The sequence below is a fragment of the Pseudidiomarina sp. genome, assembly GCF_048267825.1.
In the GTDB taxonomy this organism is placed as follows: Bacteria; Pseudomonadota; Gammaproteobacteria; order Enterobacterales; family Alteromonadaceae; genus Pseudidiomarina.
The window spans coordinates 406,284-428,773 of record NZ_JBLWWR010000001.1 but is presented as its reverse complement, the minus strand read 5'-3'; the positions used below and the strand labels follow the sequence as shown (position 1 = coordinate 428,773).

Annotated in this window: 20 protein-coding genes and 7 tRNA genes; 15 read left to right on the top strand and 12 right to left on the bottom strand. The window is 49.5% G+C overall.

Going from position 1 to position 22,490, the window contains the following annotated elements; translation table 11 throughout:
- Nucleotides 1-104 precede the first annotated feature (104 nt).
- Nucleotides 105-644 (top strand): phosphatase PAP2 family protein, encoded by a 540-nt coding sequence (locus ACN0UN_RS02160; protein ID WP_417658517.1) that lies wholly within the window; start codon nt 105-107, stop codon nt 642-644.
- A gap of 38 nt (nt 645-682) precedes the next feature.
- Entirely contained in the window at nt 683-1,741 is a 1,059-nt protein-coding gene (locus ACN0UN_RS02155; protein ID WP_417658516.1) for a glycosyltransferase family protein, read from the top strand.
- A 16-nt stretch (nt 1,742-1,757) separates the two neighbouring features.
- On the opposite strand, the gene ACN0UN_RS02150 is transcribed toward ACN0UN_RS02155, so the two are convergent.
- A tRNA-Asn gene (locus ACN0UN_RS02150) sits at nt 1,758-1,834 on the bottom strand.
- 575 nt (nt 1,835-2,409) lie between these two features.
- Nucleotides 2,410-3,594 carry a pyridoxal phosphate-dependent aminotransferase gene (locus ACN0UN_RS02145; RefSeq protein ID WP_417658515.1) on the bottom strand — a complete coding sequence of 395 codons (1,185 nt, stop codon included), beginning with the start codon at nt 3,592-3,594 and terminating at the stop codon, nt 2,410-2,412.
- A 153-nt stretch (nt 3,595-3,747) separates the two neighbouring features.
- Here ACN0UN_RS02145 and ACN0UN_RS02140 point away from each other — a divergent pair, with 153 nt between their 5' ends.
- The 4 genes from ACN0UN_RS02140 (at nt 3,748) to ACN0UN_RS02125 (ending at nt 8,057) form a co-directional block, all read left to right on the top strand.
- A complete protein-coding gene (locus ACN0UN_RS02140) occupies nt 3,748-5,130 on the top strand; it encodes an MATE family efflux transporter (protein ID WP_417658514.1) in 1,383 nt (460 codons plus the stop codon).
- Nucleotides 5,114-7,132, top strand: a complete 2,019-nt coding sequence (gene uvrB, locus ACN0UN_RS02135; RefSeq protein WP_417658513.1) for an excinuclease ABC subunit UvrB — start codon at nt 5,114-5,116, stop codon at nt 7,130-7,132. Before ACN0UN_RS02140 ends, uvrB begins: the two co-directional genes overlap by 17 nt.
- 190 nt (nt 7,133-7,322) lie before the next feature.
- On the top strand, nt 7,323-7,532 hold the full coding sequence (locus ACN0UN_RS02130) for a DUF2061 domain-containing protein (RefSeq protein ID WP_128351738.1): 210 nt from the start codon (nt 7,323-7,325) through the stop codon (nt 7,530-7,532).
- 54 nt (nt 7,533-7,586) lie between these two features.
- On the top strand, nt 7,587-8,057 hold the full coding sequence (locus ACN0UN_RS02125; RefSeq protein WP_417658512.1) for a DUF2919 family protein: 471 nt from the start codon (nt 7,587-7,589) through the stop codon (nt 8,055-8,057).
- A 100-nt stretch (nt 8,058-8,157) separates the two neighbouring features.
- Here the strand turns inward: ACN0UN_RS02125 and ACN0UN_RS02120 are convergent.
- A tRNA-Val gene (locus tag ACN0UN_RS02120) sits at nt 8,158-8,233 on the bottom strand.
- A gap of 30 nt (nt 8,234-8,263) precedes the next feature.
- Nucleotides 8,264-8,339: transfer RNA gene (locus ACN0UN_RS02115), tRNA-Val, on the bottom strand.
- A gap of 237 nt (nt 8,340-8,576) precedes the next feature.
- Between ACN0UN_RS02115 and gltX the strand changes: the two genes are divergently transcribed.
- From gltX to ACN0UN_RS02085, 6 genes are all read left to right on the top strand, one after another.
- A complete protein-coding gene (gltX, locus tag ACN0UN_RS02110) occupies nt 8,577-9,986 on the top strand; it encodes a glutamate--tRNA ligase (RefSeq protein WP_417658511.1) in 1,410 nt (469 codons plus the stop codon).
- A gap of 88 nt (nt 9,987-10,074) precedes the next feature.
- Complete coding sequence (gene can / locus ACN0UN_RS02105; RefSeq protein WP_417658510.1) at nt 10,075-10,707, top strand: carbonate dehydratase; 633 nt, start codon at nt 10,075-10,077, stop codon at nt 10,705-10,707.
- Nucleotides 10,708-10,883: 176 nt separating this feature from the next.
- Nucleotides 10,884-10,959, top strand: a tRNA-Ala gene (locus tag ACN0UN_RS02100).
- A 48-nt stretch (nt 10,960-11,007) separates the two neighbouring features.
- Nucleotides 11,008-11,083 (top strand) — tRNA-Glu (locus tag ACN0UN_RS02095).
- A gap of 99 nt (nt 11,084-11,182) precedes the next feature.
- A tRNA-Glu gene (locus ACN0UN_RS02090) sits at nt 11,183-11,258 on the top strand.
- 99 nt (nt 11,259-11,357) lie between these two features.
- A tRNA-Glu gene (locus ACN0UN_RS02085) sits at nt 11,358-11,433 on the top strand.
- Between the two features lie 95 nt (nt 11,434-11,528).
- Here the strand turns inward: ACN0UN_RS02085 and ACN0UN_RS02080 are convergent.
- Entirely contained in the window at nt 11,529-12,152 is a 624-nt protein-coding gene (locus tag ACN0UN_RS02080) for an arylesterase (protein WP_417658509.1), read from the bottom strand.
- 2 nt (nt 12,153-12,154) lie between these two features.
- Between ACN0UN_RS02080 and ACN0UN_RS02075 the strand changes: the two genes are divergently transcribed.
- Nucleotides 12,155-12,835, top strand: a complete 681-nt coding sequence (locus ACN0UN_RS02075; RefSeq protein ID WP_417658508.1) for an ABC transporter ATP-binding protein — start codon at nt 12,155-12,157, stop codon at nt 12,833-12,835.
- Nucleotides 12,825-15,347, top strand: a complete 2,523-nt coding sequence (locus ACN0UN_RS02070; RefSeq protein WP_417658507.1) for an ABC transporter permease — start codon at nt 12,825-12,827, stop codon at nt 15,345-15,347. Before ACN0UN_RS02075 ends, ACN0UN_RS02070 begins: the two co-directional genes overlap by 11 nt.
- 7 nt (nt 15,348-15,354) lie before the next feature.
- Here the strand turns inward: ACN0UN_RS02070 and ACN0UN_RS02065 are convergent, their stop codons facing one another.
- From ACN0UN_RS02065 to ACN0UN_RS02055, 3 genes are read right to left on the bottom strand one after another with little or no spacing between them, the layout of a single operon-like run.
- Entirely contained in the window at nt 15,355-16,212 is an 858-nt protein-coding gene (locus ACN0UN_RS02065; protein WP_417658506.1) for an alpha/beta fold hydrolase, read from the bottom strand.
- A gap of 1 nt (nt 16,213) precedes the next feature.
- Nucleotides 16,214-16,513, bottom strand: coding sequence for a YciI family protein (locus tag ACN0UN_RS02060; RefSeq protein WP_417658505.1), 300 nt, complete (start codon nt 16,511-16,513; stop codon nt 16,214-16,216).
- Nucleotides 16,513-17,067 carry an inner membrane-spanning protein YciB gene (locus ACN0UN_RS02055; RefSeq protein WP_417658504.1) on the bottom strand — a complete coding sequence of 185 codons (555 nt, stop codon included), beginning with the start codon at nt 17,065-17,067 and terminating at the stop codon, nt 16,513-16,515. Before ACN0UN_RS02055 ends, ACN0UN_RS02060 begins: the two co-directional genes overlap by 1 nt.
- 117 nt (nt 17,068-17,184) lie before the next feature.
- Here ACN0UN_RS02055 and ACN0UN_RS02050 point away from each other — a divergent pair, with 117 nt between their 5' ends.
- Entirely contained in the window at nt 17,185-18,090 is a 906-nt protein-coding gene (locus ACN0UN_RS02050; protein WP_417658503.1) for a TIGR01777 family oxidoreductase, read from the top strand.
- On the opposite strand, the gene trpA is transcribed toward ACN0UN_RS02050, so the two are convergent.
- The 4 genes from trpA to trpD are packed head-to-tail and all read right to left on the bottom strand — an operon-like array spanning nt 18,062 to nt 22,488.
- A complete protein-coding gene (gene trpA, locus ACN0UN_RS02045; RefSeq protein ID WP_417658502.1) occupies nt 18,062-18,871 on the bottom strand; it encodes a tryptophan synthase subunit alpha in 810 nt (269 codons plus the stop codon). The two genes, ACN0UN_RS02050 and trpA, sit on opposite strands and share 29 nt — an antisense overlap.
- Nucleotides 18,868-20,073 carry a tryptophan synthase subunit beta gene (gene trpB, locus ACN0UN_RS02040; protein ID WP_417658501.1) on the bottom strand — a complete coding sequence of 402 codons (1,206 nt, stop codon included), beginning with the start codon at nt 20,071-20,073 and terminating at the stop codon, nt 18,868-18,870. The genes trpA and trpB overlap by 4 nt, the downstream gene beginning before the upstream one ends.
- A complete protein-coding gene (gene trpCF, locus ACN0UN_RS02035) occupies nt 20,070-21,491 on the bottom strand; it encodes a bifunctional indole-3-glycerol-phosphate synthase TrpC/phosphoribosylanthranilate isomerase TrpF (RefSeq protein ID WP_417658500.1) in 1,422 nt (473 codons plus the stop codon). Before trpCF ends, trpB begins: the two co-directional genes overlap by 4 nt.
- Nucleotides 21,484-22,488, bottom strand: a complete 1,005-nt coding sequence (gene trpD, locus ACN0UN_RS02030; protein WP_417658646.1) for an anthranilate phosphoribosyltransferase — start codon at nt 22,486-22,488, stop codon at nt 21,484-21,486. The genes trpCF and trpD overlap by 8 nt, the downstream gene beginning before the upstream one ends.
- Nucleotides 22,489-22,490 lie beyond the last annotated feature (2 nt).

The following is a 22,490-nucleotide window of genomic DNA, read 5'->3' as shown; positions in this document are numbered from 1 at the left end:
TCAAGTTTGTCACTGAATATTCATAAATCTGTCATGTCGCTGTTACGCCTGTTGGCTAAATTTCAACCAAGCCAGCACCGGCAAGCCACGTGAGGCACCGAGTTATGACAGCTTTTATGGCCAAATGGTTGTTTAAAGTCAGTCAATTTGATCAGCTTACATTTAGCTGGCTGAATAGGCGTCTGCAACGGTTATGTAGGCACCAAGTGGTGCGGTGGGTGTCGCGTTCGGGCGATGGCTACAGTTATGCGGTTATTGCATTATTGATTGCAAGCCTGCACGGCGCTGAGAGCATACCGCTCATAACCACCTTAGTGGTTGGTTTCGCGCTGGAAATACCTTTATTTACACTGCTGAAGCGGTTGCTTAAACGGCAACGACCGTATCAAAAAAATCCGCATTTTAATTCGATTATTCTCGCTCATGATCAATTTAGCTTTCCGTCGGGGCACACCACGGCTGCGTTCTTGTTTGCCGGAATTATGAGCGCGTTTTTCCCTGGCTGGTCGTTGCTACTGTTCGGTTGGGCAAGCGCTGTTGGTGTTTCGCGGGTGTTACTGGGCGTGCATTATCCTGGCGATATTTTCGCGGGGGCCACACTGGGTTTGGGTATTAGTTGGTATGCGTTAGCGGTAACTGGCTAACGGCTGCTGTTTATAAAGAAGGTAGTAATGGAGGAAGTATGCGTATTCTAATTGGCGTACAAGGCACCGGGAATGGTCATTTAAGCCGCTGTTCAGCGTTAGCTGAGGCACTTTCAATGTACCCAGATGTTCACACACAATTTTTGATTTCTGGCCGCGATCGCAATCAATTATTTGATATGGATGCGTTCGGTGACTGGCAATGGCGCCAAGGCCTCTCGTTTGTGGTGGAACAAGGCCGCGTGAATGTGCCTGAAACCTTGCGTAGAAATCAGTGGGGGCAGTTTTGGCATGATGTTAAGGCGCTCGACCTGAGTGAATATGACTTAGTGGTAAGTGACTACGAGCCCATTACTGCATGGGCGGGGCGTTTTCAGCGCAAGCAGGTGATTGGGTTAGGGCGTCAGTATGCGTTTTACAAACCCACCCCAAGCCTGCCTATTTCGCTGGCGCAACGGCAAATGCTGCGTTGGTTTGCGCCAACGGACAGACCGGTAGGCATGCATTGGTTTGATGATGCGTCGCATATTTTGCCGCCGATTATTCATCAACGAGGTCGCACGCAAACCATGCAGCCAGGGCATTATGTGGTGTACTTACCGTTCGAACCGCTGGCAGCGATTCACGAGCTGTTACAACCATTTGATGGCGTAACCTTTCATGTGTTTCATCCGCAAGCTGAACGGCAGCAGGTTGGACACATTCATTATCATGCGCCATCGCGAATTGGTTTTGCCGAAGCTGTTGCACGCGCAGAAGGTATTATCAGTAATGCTGGGTTTGAAACCTCCAGCGAAGCGCTGGCGGCGGGTAAGAAAATTTTGGTTAAACCGCTAACTGGGCAGTTTGAACAAACTGCCAATGCACAATGCCTGCAACGTTCGCGTTTGGCTCAAGTCATGTGGACGTTAGACCAAGCGGCCGTTGCGGAATTTCTTGAACACGGCATGGCAAACACCTGTCATTGGCCAAACGTGGCGCAAGCAGTGGCTGAATGGTTGCGTAATGGCGCGCAGGAACCTGTGCACGAGCTTAGTGCAAGATTGTGGCAGCGTTCTGAGTTTGAAGACTATATGGAATGCTTAAGAAGTTACTAGGAGCGTTTCTATAGAATGGCTCCCCAGGTTGGATTCGAACCAACGACACATGGATTAACAGTCCACCGCTCTAACCAACTGAGCTACTGGGGAACACATCCGACAACGGGTGCGAATGTTAAAGGCGGTTGGGGCCTCTGTCAATACTAAAAAATGCTGTTTGCTTGTTTTGTGCTCAAACCGTTGAAAAAAATTAAAGTCAAGTATTTGAAATGAATGCAAGTATCACATTTGATATATCGTTAGTTCGTCCTTGGTTATCCACATGCACCCCAATCGCACGTGTTTCAATGGCTAGACAATCTTATCCACTAAATCTGTGGATAACCTTGTGGGAAACTGTGTGAGTTATCATTAATGGTGGGCTATTCGGGCTGATTTAGAGATTGCTTAAAAATTGGCTTCAAATTTAAATTATCAATAAAAACAGATGGTTATATAGTTGGTTTACAGGGCGTGTAAAGTTTTTCAGGTGCGCATGTCGTTCGTCGCATTTTGCATCGGTAATTGTGCATTTCTTACCTTATTTGTTCACAAAAGCGACGTTCAGAAAGGTCAAGTAACTTCGTGTAAATACGAACATTAATTTTTTGTGACGAACAAATTTTAAACGGCTGTTTTAATGCTTTTGTCACAGCCGTGTCACAAAAGGAATTGCGCCCAATAAATTATGCTTGGGCGAATTCTTTAATACGACGTACCGCTTCTTTTAGGGTGTCTAAACTGCATGCAAAAGAGAAGCGGCAATGGCCTGGTGCACCGAACGCTGAACCTGGAACTAAAGCTACCTTGGCCTCATTTAGAATCATTTCGCACAATTCAACGTCTGAGCTGGCGCCTTTCATAGCCATTAAGGCGTCAATATTGGCAAAGGTGTAGAAGGTACCGTCACCGGCTATGCACTGCATACCTGGAATTGCGTTCAAGGCATCCACTAAGTAATCGTGACGCTGTTTGAATGCTTTGACCATCTCGGTGATGCAGCTCTGATCGCCTTCAAGTGCTGCGAGGGCAGCCCATTGGCTGATGCTGGCTGGGTTCGATGTGCTTTGCGATTGAATCTTCTTCATGGCAGCAATCAGCGGTTTAGGACCCGCCGCATAGCCGATGCGCCAACCTGTCATTGCGTAAGCTTTGGAAACCCCCGAAAGAATCACGATGCGGTCTTTCAAGTCAGGCGCGACCATGGCGATGTTGTGGAAGCTTTCTTCGCTCCACAAAATATGCTCGTACATGTCGTCAGTCGCGATCAGAACTTGCGGGTGTTGACGCAATACATCAGCCAAAGCTTCTAACTCAGCTTTGGTGTAAGCGGTGCCAGTTGGGTTTGACGGACTGTTTAAAAACATCAACCGGGTGTTCGGGGTGATAGCTGCTTGTAATTGCGCAGCAGTAATTTTGTAGCGTTGATCAATACCGGCTTCAATAAAAATAGGTTCGGCACCAACCAGTTTTGCCATATCTGGGTACGACACCCAGTAAGGCGCAGGAATGACTACTTGATCACCTGGGTTGAGCCAGGCGCTTAACAAGTTAAAGATACTGTGCTTGCCACCCGCTGAAATGAGAATTTCGCTGGGTTCATAGCTTAAGCCGTTATCACGTTTAAATTTATCAACCACAGCTTGTTTCAGTTGCGGTATACCGTCAACCGCAGTGTAGCGAGTGTGGCCAGCATCAATAGCGGCCTTCGCTGCAGTTTTGACAAATTCAGGTGTATCAAAATCAGGTTCACCCACACCTAAACCAATCACGTTGTGGCCAGCGGCTTTCATTTCAGCGGCTTTTTGAGAAACAGCCAAGGTTGGTGACGGTTGTATAGCATTAACGCGGTCGGATAATTGGTATTTCACGGTGCGATCCTAAACATAGAAGGGGTGAAAAAGTTGCAGCCACTATAACGTTTTCGCGGAATTTTGTCTATTCGATAGCGGCTTATAACATAGCGAAAAAACTTAAAATTCGTTACACTACGGCTTCTTTTTTCAACACCGGTTACGTAACACATGAGCCAAGCTGTAGCGGCAAAATCTCTACTTCACGATCCAATCCAACCCACACTCTGGCGGATGACCTGGCCAGTGATCATTGGCGTGTTGACGTTAATTAGCTTTAACGTGGTTGATACGTTTTTTGTTGGCATGCTCGGCACCGACCCACTGGCGGCGGTAAGCTTTACCTTTCCGGTAACCTTTACTGTTGTCAGTTTGGCCATTGGTCTTGGCATTGGCACGTCGGCGGTGATAGCCCGTAAGCGTGGTTCCGGGCGCGAGGAACATGCCCGTTTTGATGGCACCACGGCATTAACGGTGTCGGCATTATTGGTCATGGTGCTGGCGTTAATTGGCTACCTGCTCATGGACCCAATTTTCAGCATGCTACGTGCCCAAGAGCGCCTGTTGCCCTACATTCATGACTACATGACCATTTGGTTTATTGGCTCAGTGCTGCTGGTGACGCCGATGGTGGGCAACGCCGTGCTGCGGGCGTCAGGCGATACCCGCACCCCGTCACTCATTATGGCTTCGGGCGGTTTGCTGAATGCTATTTTTGACCCTATTTTTATTTTTGGCTTGGGTCCAATTCCGGCCATGGGCGTGCAGGGTGCTGCACTGGCAAGCTTAGTGTCATGGATTATCGGAACGTTTCTGGTGCTCTGGTACCTCAAATATAAGAAGCTACTGGCTTTTCGTGCACCGGCTGATGCCAGTTGGCTGCGCTCGGCGCGTCAGATTCTAAGTATTGGCGTACCCGCCGCGGGTGCGAACATGCTGACACCGCTGGCAATGGCCGTAATTACCGCAATTATAGCCGCCTACGGTGCGCCTGCAGTGGCAGCTTTTGGTGTGGGCTCCCGATTGGAGTCGCTGGCAAGCGTGATTATTCTAGCGTTATCGATGTCGTTACCGCCGTTGATTAGTCAAAACTTTGGTGCGCAGTCATTTGACCGTGTCGGGGCTGCGTATCGCGTTGCCATTCGCAGCGTGCTCATCGTACAACTCATTATTTATGGGATATTGATTGCAACGGCACCTTGGGTTGCGGCGGCCTTTACTGATGACCCTGAAGTTGCGCGTTTAATTCGATTGTTTATTTATATTATGCCGCTGGGTTACGGCTTGCAGGGCGTTATTATTTTAACCAACTCAAGTTTGAACGCATTGCACCGGCCGATGAACGCTTTGGCGCTTAGCGTCGTACGTTTATTTGTAATGTTTGTGCCGTTTAGTTGGTTAGGTGCGGTGCTGTACGATATTCCTGGATTATTTATTGGCGGTGTTACCGCCAACGTATTTACGGCAATTATTGCCTGGTTCTGGTTCCAACGGGGACTAAAAAGCGAAATATCTCGCGAACGCGATGGAGGTCATCATGAGTCGCGCATTTGAGCTCAAGTCTGACTATCAACCGGCTGGTGATCAACCCCAAGCGATTGAGAAGTTGGTAGACAATTTAGAAGCGGGATTAGCGCACCAAACGCTGCTTGGCGTAACGGGTTCAGGTAAAACCTTTACCATGGCCAATGTGATTGAAAAAGTGCAACGGCCAACCTTAATACTGGCGCACAATAAAACCTTGGCGGCGCAATTGTATGGTGAAATGAAAGAATTCTTCCCCAATAACGCGGTGGAATATTTCGTTTCCTATTACGACTATTATCAGCCGGAAGCTTATGTTCCCACCACCGATACGTTTATTGAAAAAGACGCGTCCATAAACGAACACATTGAACAGATGCGTTTGTCGGCAACCAAAGCATTAATGGAACGCCGTGATGTTGTGTTGGTTGCTTCGGTGTCCTGTATTTATGGTTTGGGTGACCCTGAATCCTATATGAAAATGATGCTGCATTTGCGCCGTGGTGACATCATTGATCAACGCGATGTTTTGCGCCGTCTGGCGCAGTTGCAGTACAAACGCAATGATGCTGCGTTTGAGCGCGGTACCTACCGTGTTCGCGGTGAAGTGATTGATATTTTCCCGGCAGAATCTGAGCAATTGGCCATTCGGGTGGAGCTGTTCGATGATGAAATTGATCGCATTAGTTTCTTCGAGCCGCTGACAGGGCAGGTGACTGAAGCCGACGTGGCGCGTGCCACCGTGTATCCAAAAACGCACTATGTAACGCCGCGCGAGACCATTTTAGGCGCCATTGAAGAAATTAAAGAAGAACTGAAAGATCGTAAACACCAGTTGTTAGATCTGAACAAATTAGTTGAAGAGCAGCGCCTGAGTCAGCGGGTTCAATACGACATCGAAATGATGCTGGAGCTTGGCTATTGTTCAGGCATTGAGAACTACTCACGGTATCTGTCTGGACGTTCACCGGGCGAGCCACCGCCAACGTTGCTGGACTACTTACCAGACGATGCCTTGCTGATTATTGATGAGTCGCACGTTACGGTGTCGCAAATTGGTGCGATGTATAAAGGCGACCGTTCGCGTAAAGAAAACTTGGTGAATTACGGTTTCCGATTGCCGTCAGCGCTGGATAACCGGCCGTTAAAATTCGATGAGTTTGAAGCTATCGCACCACAAACCATTTATGTGTCCGCAACGCCGGGCAAATACGAGATTGAAAAATGCGGCGGCGAAGTGGTGGAGCAGGTGGTAAGGCCGACCGGGCTGATTGACCCGACCATTGAAATTCGTCCGGTGGCAACGCAGGTTGATGACTTGATGTCTGAGGTGCGTATGCGCGTGGAGTTAAACGAGCGCGTATTGGCCACCACACTAACTAAGAAAATGGCCGAAGATTTGTCGGATTATTTAGACGAGCATGGTATTCGTGTGCGTTACCTGCACTCTGATATCGACACCGTTGAGCGGATGGAAATTATCCGCGACCTGCGTCTGGGTAAGTTTGATGTTTTGGTGGGTATCAACTTGCTGCGCGAAGGCTTGGACATGCCAGAGGTTTCCTTGGTGGCGATTCTTGATGCTGACAAAGAAGGCTTCTTGCGTTCTGACCGCTCGCTGATACAAACCATTGGCCGCGCGGCACGTAACCTTAACGGTCGGGCGATATTGTATGCTGATCGTATCACCGGTTCGATGCAGCGCGCGATTGATGAAACCGATCGTCGTCGTGCGAAGCAAGTGAGCTACAACGAAGAGCATGGCATCACGCCAAAAGGCCTGAATAAACGTGTGACCGATGTGATGGATCTTGGTGGCGGTGGTATTCGTGCGCCACGTAAAGAAAAGCAGCGCACCGCTGAGCCAGAGCCAGTTTACGATGCGGCGATGTTTGATCCGAAAGTGGTGATGCAGAAAATTGTGCAGACCGAAAAAGAAATGTATCAGGCGGCAAAAGATTTGGAGTTCGAGAAGGCTGCGGCGCTGCGCGATGATTTAACCAAGCTGCGCGAGCAACTTAAAAGACTTTAAGAGCGTTATTCGTTACTCGTTATTGGTTACTCGTTATTCGTTAAAAACGAAAAACCGGTTTGTGTTGTCTTTTACCAATAACGACTAACGATTAACGATTAACGCTGTCACAGCTATCGATATTTACTATTAGATATATAATTTGTAATTGCTATTATCTATCCATAGGAAATTAATGGGGGATATCGCAATGGCGAAGACAGTTTCTTTTGGTGTCATGCACGTAAGCGTTGCGTTTACACTGGTGTGGTTAATGACAGGTGACATTGTGCTCGGTGGCGCGGTTGCATTGATTGAGCCAGTCGTGAATACATTTGCATACTATTTTCATGAGAAATACTGGGCTGCGAGGAAACAGCGGCAGCAAGGTCGACAAACCGAGACTGTCCACGTAGCATAACCGCACGAAATTATCCCCGCTGGGCATTGTTCCAGCTTGATGCAGAGATACACAGTGCGGTTAGAACCAGGTGATGAACGCTATGTAACGCTCGACGGTGTGTTGAAAACGCCGTTGAGTTTGCTGTTTATGTTGCTGTTTTTTATGCGTGGCTATGCTGCCTGGATAATTTCGCTCACCTTTATTGAAGATCCCAATCGTTTATTGAAATTCTTCTACACCAGCACCGAGCAATTTGGTTTGGCGTTATTGGTTGGCGCACCGGCGATGCTCATTTTTGTGCTGCTGACGCAAATCAAAGCCGAAATGGCTGAATGGGTGCGACAAGCATTTCGCATCATGCCGTTATTATTGTGGTTCAGTTGGATAGTCGACGGCGCCTTGCTGTTAAGTTTGGTCAGCAATTTGTGGCCAGCGTTTTCAATGGTTAAAGCGTTGTTGTTGTTTGGTTGGCTAATGGCCGGATGGATGCTGTTGTTCTCAAGGCATCTAAAGCGATTCAACGCGTTAGTTGTTGTTCGTTAGTCGTTATTCGTGAAATACGTTTGGGGATGTTTTTCCGTTTTTTGCTTTCCGAATAACGAGTAACCAATAACGATTAACGCTCTTCTTTTGCAAAAGGAATTGGTGGATGGTACTGGGCTCGAACCAGTGACCCCCGCCTTGTAAGGGCGGTGCTCTCCCAGCTGAGCTAACCATCCATCAGGGAGACACAGAGAAAAATGAAGTAGTGGTGGATGGTACTGGGCTCGAACCAGTGACCCCCGCCTTGTAAGGGCGGTGCTCTCCCAGCTGAGCTAACCATCCTTTTCTCTGCGTTGCGGGGCGTATTATAGGGAGCTTGACGATACTGTCAACAGGAAATATCACTCGATTTGTTCGACTGCTTGGTTTTTCACCATTTCGCCGTAAAAATCAACATCCTGCTTAGTAAAAAGACAATATTCTGTCATTTCGCCTAATGCGCCTACCGCTGCTTCTTGGTAGAATGCTAGGGTAATCTTAGTGCAAAATAACCCGAATAATGCGGAGAATGCAAGAATTATGACAGTAGTCACTCGATTTGCCCCTAGCCCAACCGGCTATCTTCATGTTGGCGGTGCGCGCACGGCCTTATATTCTTGGTTGGTTGCTAAGGCAGCTGGCGGGAAATTTGTGTTACGTATTGAAGATACTGACCGCGAACGCTCAACCCAACCAGCAATTGATGCCATTTTAGAAGGCATGGAATGGTTAGGGTTAACGTGGGACGAGGGCCCGTATTATCAAACCAAACGCTTTGACCGTTACGGGCACTTCATTAACAAGCTGCTGGACGAAGATAAAGCGTATAAGTGTTATTGCTCGACCGAGCGTCTTGAGCAAATGCGCGAAGCGCAAATGGAAAAAGGCGAGAAGCCACGTTATGACGGGCATTGCCGCGATAACCCGAATGTTTCAGGCGATACGTACGTGGTGCGTTTCCGTAACCCGCAAGAGGGCAGCGTGAAGTTTGATGACCATATTCGTGGTCATATCGAATTTTCCAACGCAGAGCTGGATGATCTGATTATTGCTCGCAGTGACGGTACGCCAACCTATAACTTCTGTGTTGTCATCGACGACTGGGAAATGAAAATCACGCATGTGGTGCGTGGTGAAGACCATATCAACAATACCCCACGCCAAATTAATATTTTAAAAGCGCTTGGCGCGCCGGTGCCTGAGTACGCGCATGTATCCATGATTTTGGGCGACGACGGCAAGAAGCTTTCGAAGCGCCACGGAGCTGTGAGCGTTATGCAATATCGCGATGACGGCTACTTGCCAGAAGCGGTGCTGAATTATTTGGTGCGTTTAGGTTGGTCGCATGGCGATCAAGAAATCTTCAGTGTTGACGAAATGATCAAGTTATTTAGCTTGGATGACGTAAACAAAGCAGCGTCAGCATTTAACACCGAAAAGTTAAACTGGCTGAACCAGCATTATATGAAGAGTCTGCCAGTTGAGCATGTAATTCCTTATTTGCAGTGGCATTTCACCGACCAAGCCATTGACGTGAGCAAAGGCCCAGCGCTGGAAAAATTGATTCCGCTGATGGCTGACCGCGTTAAAACCTTGAAAGACATGGCCACGCAAAGCCGATTTTTCTATGAAGAGTATGAAGACTTTGATGAAGCGGCTGCGAAAAAGCATTTACGCCCAGTTGCACGTGAAGCGCTTGAAGCGGTGCAAGACAGGCTAGCGTCGCTAACTGAATGGAATGCACAGACCATTCAGGCTGCTATCCAACAAACAGCGGATGACTTGGGCGTTGGCATGGGCAAGGTGGGTATGCCATTGCGCGTTGCAGTGTCTGGCTCAGGTAATTCGCCGTCGCTAGACGTAACGCTGGAGTTAATTCCGCAAGAACAAGTGGTAGGACGTATTGCTCGCGCAATTTCGTTTATACTTGAGCGCGAACAAGCGCAGTAATTATTCGTTAAGCAAAGGCGCCCAGGGGCGCCTTTTTTATGAATATGATGAGTTGCGCAACAAGTCATACAAAACGAGAGAGGGTTGAATGCCAAAAATTCGTCAGTTAATTGCTAATAATTCAGCTTGGGCAAAACGTATGCTTGAGCAGGACCCTGATTTTTTTAACAACCTGGTGGCGCAACAAACGCCTGAGTACTTGTGGATTGGTTGTTCAGACAGCCGTGTACCGGCAAACCAAGTGGTGGGTATGGCACCCGGTGAACTTTTTGTGCACCGTAATGTTGCTAACCAAGTAATTCAAACCGATTTTAATTGTCTGTCTGTGGTGCAATACGCTGTTGAAACACTCAAGGTGAAACACATTCTAGTGGTGGGTCATTATGGGTGTGGTGGTGTGCGTGCTGCGACCGAAAGCTGTAGTCATGGCTTAGTTGATCACTGGTTGTTTCCAATTAAAGATATTTATCGCGAGCACCACAAAGAGCTTGAAGCGATAACTGACGAGAAAAAACGCATTGATCGTCTGTGTGAACTGAACGTGATAGAGCAGGTGGGTAACCTTGCCAAAACAACCATTGTTCAGCAGGCTTGGGACCGTGGCCAAGACTTAGCAATTCACGGTTGGGTGTACAGCATTGAAGACGGTTTAGTGCGCGATATGGAAGTAACTGTGCGTGACAGGGAGTCGTTAGAGCGCATTTATCACTTCGACGATTAAAACCCAGAAGTGGTGAGAGTTTAGGCAGAATTGATCGTGATTTGTTCGAACTGTCTTATTTTTCGGCAAACGATTCATTTTACCAAAAAAAAGGTTGACGGTGGTGCGCGAATTACCCTAGAATTCGCCCCGCTGTCAGGGTACTGATGCAGCACACGAATATTTAGTGTTGGTGTGGGGCTATAGCTCAGCTGGGAGAGCGCTTGCATGGCATGCAAGAGGTCAGCGGTTCGATCCCGCTTAGCTCCACCAAAGCTGCAGCTCAGTAGTGAAAATCTGATAGTGTTTTAATTCTGGTGCGTCCCCTTCGTCTAGAGGCCTAGGACACCGCCCTTTCACGGCGGTAACAGGGGTTCGAATCCCCTAGGGGACGCCACTTCTTTAAAACCGTTATTCGTTGGTCGTTATTCGTTACTCGCAAGAGCTAAACCAATAACGAATAACCAGTAACGTGTAACTAGCACTGCAAGTCCTTGTCCCCTTCGTCTAGAGGCCTAGGACACCGCCCTTTCACGGCGGTAACAGGGGTTCGAATCCCCTAGGGGACGCCACTTCTTTAAAACCGTTATTCGTTGGTCGTTATTCGTTACTCGCAAGAGCTAAACCAATAACGAATAACCAGTAACGTGTAACTAGCACTGCAAGTCCTTGTCCCCTTCGTCTAGAGGCCTAGGACACCGCCCTTTCACGGCGGTAACAGGGGTTCGAATCCCCTAGGGGACGCCACTTCTTTAAAGCAAAAGCGTTATTCGTTGGTCGTTATTCGTTACTCGAAAGCGCAAACCAATAACCAATAACCAATAACCAATAACCAATAACTGTTATCGTTTTTGCACTAACTCCAGTAAATGTTCTTCCATGATATCTGCGATAAGCGGTTGTGCTTCGCGATTCGGATGAATACCGTCACCTTGCATTAAACTTTCATTTTCAATAATGCTTTCCATGAAGAACGGAATAAGCGGCACGTTTTGCTGTTCGGCAACCTGTGGAAAGATGTTTGCGAACATTTCACTGTAGCGCTGGCCGTAATTCGGCGGAATTCTCACCTGACTTAACGCAACTTTCGCGTCCTGCTGTTGCAAATGCATGATAATCTGTACCAAATTGTCTGAGATAGCTGCTGGGGTAAAACCGCGCAGACCATCATTGCCGCCAAGTTCAACAAATACTGCGTCAGGTTGATGGCGTTCGATAACCCCAGCTAAACGATTTAATGCACCTTGGGTAGTGTCGCCACTAATGCTGGCGTTAATGAGCGTAATGTCAGGATATTTTTCGGCCCAACGATCTTGCAGCACGCCTACCCATGACTCGCTTTGCGCCATGCCGTAACCGGCACTGAGGCTGTCTCCTAAAACAACAAGTGAGACATTTGCCGAAACTGGACGTATAACAACCAACAGTGCGACGATAACCAACAATTTAGCTAGGAAGTTTTTCATAAATGCTTATTCAAACCACTCAATTAGAGAAAAAAGTTACAACTCAAGACGGTATTCTACACATTTTACAGCCGATTGACCTCTCCATAAAAGAGGGCGAGACGGTGGCTATTGTCGGTGCATCCGGCTCTGGTAAGTCGACTCTACTCGCGTTGCTTGCGGGATTAGACCTTGCAAGTGGCGGAGATGTTTCTATAGATAACGTAAAGTTGAGCGATTTGGATGAGGAGCAACGCGCAAAAGTGCGCGCCGACAAAATTGGCTTTATTTTTCAGTCGTTTTTATTGATCCCCAGTTTGACTGCGTTAGAAAACGTGATGTTACCAGCCGAGCTGGCAGGGCATAAAAATGCTGAGCAGCAGGCACGCGACTTACTGACCAAAGTAGGTCTTGGCGAGCGTTTGACCCATTATCCAAACCAATTGTCTGGCGGTGAGCAACAACGCGTTGCCATTGCACGGGCGTTTATTGGTACACCTAAAATTCTATTCGCGGATGAACCAACCGGTAACCTGGACGCCACCACGGGGCATAAAGTTGAAGACTTATTGTTTCAAATGAACGAAGAGTCGGGCACCACATTGGTGATGGTTACCCATGATGCGGAGTTGGCAAATCGTTGTCAGCGCGTGTTACGCATGGATGCTGGTCGACTGGCTGAGGTGACGCGCGATGTGGCATAAGATTTCATGGCGCTTATTGCGCCACGAACTTAAGCGTGGCGAATTAACCATTATGGCGGCGGCAATTGTGCTGTCGGTTACTGCCGTGCTGTCGTTGTCGTTGTTTACCGAACGGCTGCAAACTGGCTTATTGGCGCGTAGCGCAGAATTCTTAGCGGCCGACCGTGTGTTGAGTTCACGACGAGCCATTGCTAACGAATGGGTCGAGCAGGCGCAGGAATACGGCTTGCGTACCGCGAATCGTGTGGTATTCAACAGCATGGCGTTCGCAAAAGATGAACTGGCCTTGGTGGATATCAAAGCGGTTAGCGATGGCTATCCGTTGCGCGGTGAGCTGCGCACAGCGCGTGAGCCTTTTGGCGAAGAAAGCACTGCGGAGGGTTTGCCTGGTGCTGGCGAAGCTTGGGTTGCTGCAGCTTTGTTTCAAGAGCTTAACTTACAAGTTGGCGACCAGATTGAAATTGGTGAAACGAGCTTTAATGTAACCCGCGTACTGACTTACGAGCCCGATGTTGGTTTCTCGGTATTTACCGACAGCCCCAATGTTTTGATTAATTATAGCGAGCTTGAGCAAACGGGCTTGATTCAGCCGGGTTCGCGCGTGCGCTACAACATTTTGTATGCGGGTGAAGTGGCACAGTTGGAAAGCTACTACGAGTGGCTTTTACCACAGCTAAATGATGACACCCACAACTGGCGCAGTATTGAAGATGGAGACAGCCCGTTGGCGCGCAGTTTAAAGCGTGCTGAGCGGTTTATGTTGCTTGCGAGCCTACTGGGTGTGGTTCTTGCCGCAACCGCGGTGGCGGTGGCCGCACAACGCTACTGCCAGCGCAATTATGACGTGGTGGCTATTTTCAAAACCTTGGGTGCCGACAAAGCACAGATTCAGCGTATTTTTATTCTGCATTTGTTGCTACTGACAGTGATTAGCATCGCGGTTGGTTTAGCGCTCGGTTGGGTGTTGCAGGCTCAAGTTATTGAGTTTGTAGCGGCGCGGCTTGGTGCAGAACTACCTGCGGCCGGGATAAAACCTTACCTATTAGCCTCGGCAACGGGACTAGTGAGTGCGGTGATGTTTACGTTGTATCCATTGTTGCGCTTGATTTCGATTCCACCGCTACGGGTACTGAATCGGCAATTGACCGGTACCGATAAACTGCGCTGGCTGCATTGGGTGGCCTCAGCGGGAACAATTTATGCGTTGCTGCTGATTTATAGCCAACAATGGTTGCTGTCGACTGCGTTGTTCGCGGGTGGCTCGGTGGCCGCGGTGTTGTTGCTGTTGGTCGGGCGGGTATTTATTCGTGCAAGCCGACAAGCAGGTATGCAGGCGGGTAGTGCATGGCGCTTGGCCATGGCTGGTTTGCAGCGCCGCGCCCAAGAAAACAGCGTGCAAATGCTGAGCTTTTCAACGGCCATTATGTTGCTGCTGTTGGTGTTAGCACTGCGTAATGAGCTTCTTGATGATTGGCAGCGCCAATTACCCGATGATGCACCGAACTACTTTATTGTGAATGTGGCACCAGATGATGTCGGTGAACTGCGTGAGCGCTTTGCTGAGCGCGATATTGTGTCAAATGACATGTATCCAGTGGTACCGGGCCGGATGACGGCCGTTAATGGTGTGCCGGTACGTGATGAAGTGACGAAAGAAGCTGGCGGCGACGAAGCGAATACCCAAACCAACAATGCGGAACAGCGCGAAGGTTTTGGTCGCGAGCTGTCGTTAACGTGGCGCGATGACCTGCCACCGAACAATACGATTGTGGCTGGTGATTGGTGGGGCGAAACGCCACAACCGCAGGTGTCAGTTGAAGCTGAAGTTGCTGAACGAATGAACTTGAGCGTGGGTGACCAGCTTGAATTTAACATTGGCGGTAACACCTTTGAGGTGCCGATAACTAGTATTCGTGAAGTGGACTGGGGAACCTTGCAGCCGAACTTCTTTATGATTTTTAATACGGCAACCTTGGAAGATTTTCCAGCAACATTCATCTCGAGTTTTAATTTGCCGCGCGAGCGTCAAAGCGAGCTGTATGAGTTGTTCAAACCATTCCCACAAGTGTCACTGATTGATCTTGATGCCATTATGGACCAACTGCGCGAAGTGATTGAGCAAGTCAGCATTGCGATTGCGTTTGTGCTGGTGTTGGTGCTGATTGCTGGAATATTGGTGTTGCTTGCCCAAGTTCAGGCTTCCATGGAGGAGCGTCAAAAAGAACTGGTGATTTTGCGAACCTTAGGTGCACCGGCGAAGTTATTGAGTCGTAGTGTTACCTACGAGTTTGTTATTTTGGGCGCAATTAGCGGGCTTATCGCTACCCTTGCAATGGAGTTGTCGCTGTGGATACTGCAAACCCAAGTGTTTGAAATGGGCGCAACCTTGCATTGGCGGTTCTGGTTAGTTGGCCCGGTAGCGGGTGCGCTTGTAGTGGGCACACTTGGCCGCTTGGCGTGTAACCGATTGGTACGCAGAAACACGGCGCAGTTGATTCGTAAGCTCGCGTAATGCGAGCTTACGCTTTGAAAGCCGCTTGAATGTGCTCAGCAAATAGTGCTGGCCAATGTTGATCATAGCTTTTGCGAAACACCGCAAAATGACCAATACGGCTGGCATTAATATCCGCTGGTGCTATCACATGACGTTGCTGCGGCGCGTTGGCGTAGAAATCATGCATGGCGTTGATGTTATGCGCGGTCAGCATTTCATCGTCGGTAAAGCTCAGTGAGGTGATGGGCGTGGTGATGTTAGCGTAGCGTTGATAGTGCTGCTCCGCGCCAACCAAATAATCTGGGTGCAAACACCAACTGCGCCATTGTTGCATGGCTGCTGCCGGTACATCGCCAACAATCCCCAGTTTACGGCCAGGAAAATATCCGGCTAATGGAATCAGCCATGGCGTAATAGCACGCCACAAAACCCACGACTTATACTTCAATTGCGGCTTGGTGTCTTTCCAATAGCCCGTGCCTGTGGCGACGGTGATCATGTGTTTTACGTGCTGATTATTTGGCACTAAGCCGAACAATTGCCCGCCAATACTATGCGCGAACCACACTAAAGGTAGCTCGGGGTGCTGGCTTACCGCGTAATCAATGACTGCGGCAGCATCATAGGTTGCCCAGTCCGTTACTGTGGTGGACACCTGCGCGAGTGGCTTGTCAATTGACGCACCAATGCCGTAATAGTCGAAGCTGATGACATGGTAGCCTTGCTGACATAACCATTCGCAAAAGGACTGGTAAAAAGCTTGTGGCACCGCCATGGCAGGTGCCAGAATTATGACCCCTTGCGCCTTCTCGGCAAGCCATTCATAGGCGACCACTTGGCGCGTTGGTGCCGCCTGTAGCGTAATCCGATGTGGGTTGGTCATATTATGGCAAGGCTTTGATATAAGGTTTTACCGTTACTTGATGGTAGACGCCTGCGGCGATATAAGGGTCGGCATCGGCCCACGCTTGCGCGGCCGCTAAGCTATCAAACTCCGCCACGACCATAGAGCCAGTAAAACCCGCTTCGCCCGGGTCAGCACTGGCGATAGCTGGGCATGGGCCAGCAACCAGCAGGCGGCCATCGGCTTGCAGTTGCTTGAGGCGCTCCAAATGGGCAGGGCGGGTTGCGCGGCGCGCAGCTAAACTGTTTGGTGCATCTTCGGCCCAAATAACAAACCACATTATTCAATTTCCTCTGCGTCTTTTTCACGATCAGTGTGATGTTTAAACATGTAAGCGCCAGAAAATACGCTAAATACCAGGGTGGCACCCAAAATGCCGAACACTTTAAAATTAACCCATGCGTCAAGGCTCATGGCTTCGGCAATGTAAACATTAATTACGGCAAGGCTGAGGGCGAAAATTACCCACGCATAGGTAAGGCGGTGCCACGCAAAAACGGGTAAGTTAATTTCGCTACCAAGCATACTCTGTAATGGACTTTTCTTTTTCCACCACAAGCCAATTAGCAGAAATAGTGCGATAGCGAGATAAATGACGGTTACTTTGATCTTAACGAACCACTCATCGTGTAAAAAGAGTGTGATGCTGCCGAATATCAGTACGGCCCACATGACAATCCAGTGGCGTGGGGTAATGGGTTCGCGCATAAACTTCATGCCAATAATTTGCATCACGGTGGCGATCATCAATACCCCGGTGGCAATAAAGATGTCACCGAGTAGATAAAAAACGAAGAATAAAATTAACGGCAAATATTCGAGCACTAACAGCATGATGAATTCCGGTTTACGATAGTTTAAGCAGTGTGCCAGAAAAGTTTGTGACGTACTAGATTCAATGACTACACTGTAACATGATCAATTATAGAAATTACTCAGCAAGAGGCCAGCATGAAATTATTAATAACGGGTGGAACAGGACTCATCGGTTCGGCGCTGATACCTCATCTTGTGGGTGATTATCAGGTAACGGTAATTAGCCGCAATCCGCAACGGGCAATCGAGCGTCTTGGCAATAGCGTTCATGTGGTCAAAAGCTTAGATGAAATATCCGAATTAAGTGACTTTTATGGCGTGATTAATCTGCAAGGTGAGGGAATTGCGGATAAGCGCTGGAGTTCGCGTCAAAAGTTACGCATTGAACAAAGTCGTTGGAACATTACCCGTAAGCTTACTGAGCGTATGCAAAATGCGGCGCAGCCACCGCAGGTGTTTATCAGTGGCTCGGCAATTGGTTATTACGGTGCGCAGGGTGATACGCCAGTCACCGAAGCGACTAAGGTAGAAGCGGACGATTTTGCGCATCATTTATGTGCTGAGTGGGAGCGCCTAGCGCTTGCGGCACAATCAGAAAAAACGCGTGTGTGCGTGTTACGCACCGGCGTGGTATTAGCGCCTGAAGGGGGTGCATTGAAAAAGATGCTGCCGCCTTACCTGTTAGGGTTAGGTGGCCCGCTAGGGCACGGTAAACAAGGCTTTAGCTGGGTTCATTTAGACGACATGGTCGGCATTATTCTGTTTTTACTGCAGCACGAACAAGCGCAGGGCATATTTAATGCCACCGCACCGCAACCGGTAGCACAGCAAGAATTCAGTAAAACGTTAGCGCGAGTTCTGCGCAAGTCGCATTTTATGCGGGTACCTGCGTGGGCATTGAAGTTAATGCTGGGTGAGATGTCACAGATGCTACTAACCGGCCAATTGGTGCTACCTGAGCGTTTGCAACAGGCCGGTTACCAATTTAAGTACCCACAGCTTGAGGCGGCACTTAAGGATTGTTTGTTGCCTTCTTCATAGTGCGGACAAAACGCTCTAGATGCTCGGTAAGTTCGGCTTCATTGTGTTGATATTGCTCAATAATACGCACAATAGCCGAGCCACAAATTGCCCCTGCGGCACCTGATTCAATTGCCGCGCGCACGTGTTCCGGTGTGGCAATGCCAAAGCCGAGCAGCGGCGGGGCACTATGGTGTGCCTTCAGCAGCTTGATGACTTCGGTGGCAGGTGCTTGCATTTGTGTGTCAGCACCGGTTACTCCTGCACGACTCAACAAATACACATAGCCTTGGCTATTTGCGGCAACCCGCTCAAGGGTTTGTTCAGAAGCGTCTGGCGGAGCAATGTAAATGGGGGCAATGCCATGCTGTTTTGCAGCTTCGCCGAAAGGAATGCCTTCGCGAACCGGAACATCGGCAATCAGCACTGAGTCGACGCCAGCCTTTGCGCAGCGCTGATAAAAATTATCAGAACCCTTACTCACCACCAGATTTGCATAAACCAGTAAACCTATCGGCAGGTCAGGATGTCGGGCACGGATGGTTTCGATAATGTCGAACGCATCACTGATACGGGTGCCTGCCGCCAATGCGCGAATGTTTGCTTGTTGAATGGTGGGGCCATCTGCCACCGGATCAGAAAATGGTAAACCCAGTTCAAGCGCATCAGCACCGCCAGCAATTAATGCTTCAATAACTTTTAGGCTCAACTCGGGGGTTGGGTCGCCCAGCGTCACGAAGGGCACAAATGCGCCTTGGTTGGCTTGCTGTAAGTTGTTGAAAAGGTTTTCGTAACGGCTCATGCTTGCTCTCCCTGTGCAAAGATACGGCGCACGTGATCAATGTCTTTATCGCCACGTCCAGATAGATTTAACAACAACACTTCTGGCGCATCCGGCTCAGCTGCACGGCGCAGCGCATAAGCCAATGCGTGGGCAGACTCAAGCGCTGGAATAATGCCTTCATGTTGAGCCAGCAGTTTAAACGCTTCAAGGGCCTCGGTGTCAGTGACCGACTCGTAACGTGCGCGGCCAATTTCACGTAAATGGGCATGTTGCGGGCCTACGCCGGGGTAATCCAGCCCCGCGGAAACGGAATAGCTTTCTTCAATTTGACCTTCGTCAGTTTGCATTAAGAACGAACGGCAGCCGTGTAATATACCTGGTTTACCGGCGGCCAAGGTGGCGCCGTGTTCATGGGTGTGAACCCCTTTGCCAGCAGGCTCAACACCGACCAATTCAACACCGGTTTCGTCAATAAACTCGGCAAACATACCAATGGCATTGGAGCCACCACCTACGCAAGCAATCACTTCGTCGGGCAAGCGGCCAATGCGTTCAAGAATTTGCGCCTTTGCTTCGGCTCCAATCATGCGGTGAAACTCACGAACAATGGTTGGGAATGGGTGTGGACCTGCCGCAGTACCCAACAAGTAATGGGTGGTGCTGTAGCTTGCGGTCCAGTCGCGCATGGCCTCGTTAACGGCGTCTTTCAATGTGCCGCTACCTGAATCAACGGGTACCACTTTGGCGCCCATTAATTCCATACGAAATACATTCGGCTGTTGGCGGGCCACGTCTTTGGCACCCATGTAGATAATGCACTCAAGGCCAAGCAATGCACAGGCTAATGCGGTTGCGGTGCCGTGTTGTCCTGCACCCGTTTCGGCGATGATACGTTTTTTGCCCATGCGCTTAGCGAGCAACGCTTGACCCAGTACTTGGTTGGTTTTGTGTGCACCGCCATGCAGAAGATCTTCGCGTTTAAGGTAAATTTTAGTTCTATTTGGCGACGTTAGCGGCAAATTGCGACAAAGTGACAACGGCGTTGGACGGCCGAGATAGTTCTTTAATAAGTCAGCAAACTCAGCCTGAAAGGCAGGATCATTTTGTGCATCAATAAACGCTTGCTCCAATTGATCAAGCGCGGGGAGCAATATTTCTGGCACAAATTGGCCGCCAAAATCACCAAAGTAAGCTGAAAGTTTTTGTGGTTGGGTACTCATGATACTGCCTCCTGACCTTGGTGCGTGCGGTCATTGGTTTTTCCGTAAGTGCGAATGGATTCAAAAAGTGCAATGATTTTACCGGCGTCTTTACGGCCCTTGGCATACTCCACACCAGAGTTTACATCAAGGCGCGTTACCCCAGTTGCCAGCGCGGCTGGCAAATTGTCTAAGCTTAAGCCGCCAGCCAAAATGCACTGGCTACGCTGCGCGGCACTTAGCCCTTCGAGCAAAGCCCAATCAAATGGCTGACCACTGCCACCGAAGCGGTTATCCAGCAGGAAGGCGTCGACTTCCAATTGTGGCAGCACCAGCGGTTCATCAACGCCAACCGCCTTCCACACCTTGGTATGTGCAGGCAGGGCTTTGCGTAACTCGCTGATATAGTCAATGTCTTCTTGCCCGTGTAATTGCACCACGGCCAAGTTAAGTTGCTGTGCGGTTTGTGCCACCTGGGTTAGCGGCTGGTCCGCAAATACCCCAACAAAGGCAAGATTAGGCTCAGCGGCGACGATTTGCTGGGCTTGTTCACTGGTGACAAAGCGTGGTGAATGGCCAACAAATATTAGCCCACCGTATGCAGCCCCAGCTGCGCGAACGGCCATGGCATCCGCCGGTTCAGTTAAACCACAAACTTTGTGTTCACCATAGATGAGTTCACGGCAGGCCTGGTCCACGTTTGCTTGTTTCGATAACGCGCTGCCAATTAAAAATCCGTCAACAAAGGGGGCTGTGGCAGTTACTTGGCTATGCGTTTCATAACCGGACTCTGCCACCACCAACACGTCGTTTGGAATGCGCTGACTCATTTCAATACTACGTTGTGGGTCGATTGTTAGATCGTGCAAGTTGCGGTTATTAATGCCAATTATTTTTGCTTTTAGGCGCAGCGCTCTATCCAGTTCTTGCTCCGTGGCAACTTCCGTGAGTACGTCCAGTTTTAATTCTTCGGCTAGGGTAGCAAGTTGCTTATAGGTGTCGTCGGTTAAAATCGACAGCATCAGCAAAATGGCGTCGGCGCCAAAATGACGGGCGAGTACCACTTGCTCGGGCATGACAATGAAGTCTTTGCATAAAACCGGCTGGCTAACCGCAGCACTTACCGCGGCAAGATAGCGAAAGTCACCCTGAAAGTAGTCGGGCTCGGTCAGCACTGAAATTGCATCGGCATAACGGCTATAGGTTTGCGCCAGGCTGACTGGATTAAAGTCTGGACGAATCAATCCTTTCGAAGGCGATGCTTTTTTGCATTCTAAAATAAAGCTCGCACGTGGCTGTGCTAAGGCTTTGTGTAGGCTGCGACGGCTGGGTGTGAGGTTGGCTTGAATCTGCTCAAGATTCAATTCAGCCAATTGCTCAGCGATACGTTCACGGCGCGCGGCAACAATGGTTTCAAGTACAGATGCGGAATCAGCCACGGTTAAACTCCTGCAATTTATGTAAATGCTCAAGCGCAGTGCCAGCTGCTAAGTGCTCAAGCACAGCGCTGGTTGCTTGGCGTAGGTCACTGAATTGATCGGTAACATACAACATAGCAGCCACGGTCACGGCTATGGCATTGTGCTGCGCAGCGGTGGCTTTTCCTGCTAGCACCTGTTGCAACAATTGTGCGTTAAAGTCAGCGTCACCACCGGCAAGTTCGGCGACACTGGCTTCAGCGACACCAAAATCTGCTGGGGTTAGGGTGTACTCGTGCAGCTCACCATCGCGCAATTCAACCACATGGGTTGGGCCATGCAAGGCAATTTCGTCAAGCCCGGAACCGTGCACTACCATGGCCCGTTGGCAACCTAACAGGCGCAGGGTTTCGGCCATGGGGCGGCACCAGCTTGGGTCATATACGCCTAAAACTTGCGCATCAGGGCGGGCTGGGTTCACCAACGGGCCAAGTAAATTAAATAGGGTGCGCGTTTTTAAGGTTTGGCGGCTTGGCATCGCATACCGAATGCCGGGGTGGTAGTGCGGTGCGAATAAGAAGCAAAAGTTATAATCGTCCAGTTGCTGTTCAGCAACTGCGGGGTCTTGTGTGACCGACAGCCCGAGACTTTCGAGTACGTCGGCTGAACCTGAACGCGATGACACACTGCGGTTGCCATGTTTGGCAACGGTGAGGCCCATGCTTGCCGCAACCAGTGCTGCGGTGGTGGATATGTTCATGGTGTTGCTGCCATCGCCACCGGTGCCACAGCTGTCAATTACAGGCCGTTGCGGGCGTTGAAACGGCTTTGCCGCGCGGCGCAAGGCTTGTGCTGCACCTGCCATTTCAGGGGGCTGTTCACCACGTAGCTTCATGGCAATCAGTGCGGCCGTTATCTGAATATCATTGAGTTCGCCTTTTACTAAGTGATCAAAAAGCTTCTCGGCTTGCTCTAGCGTGAGTGCTTCGCCATTCAGTAAGGCATTAAGTGTTTGCATCA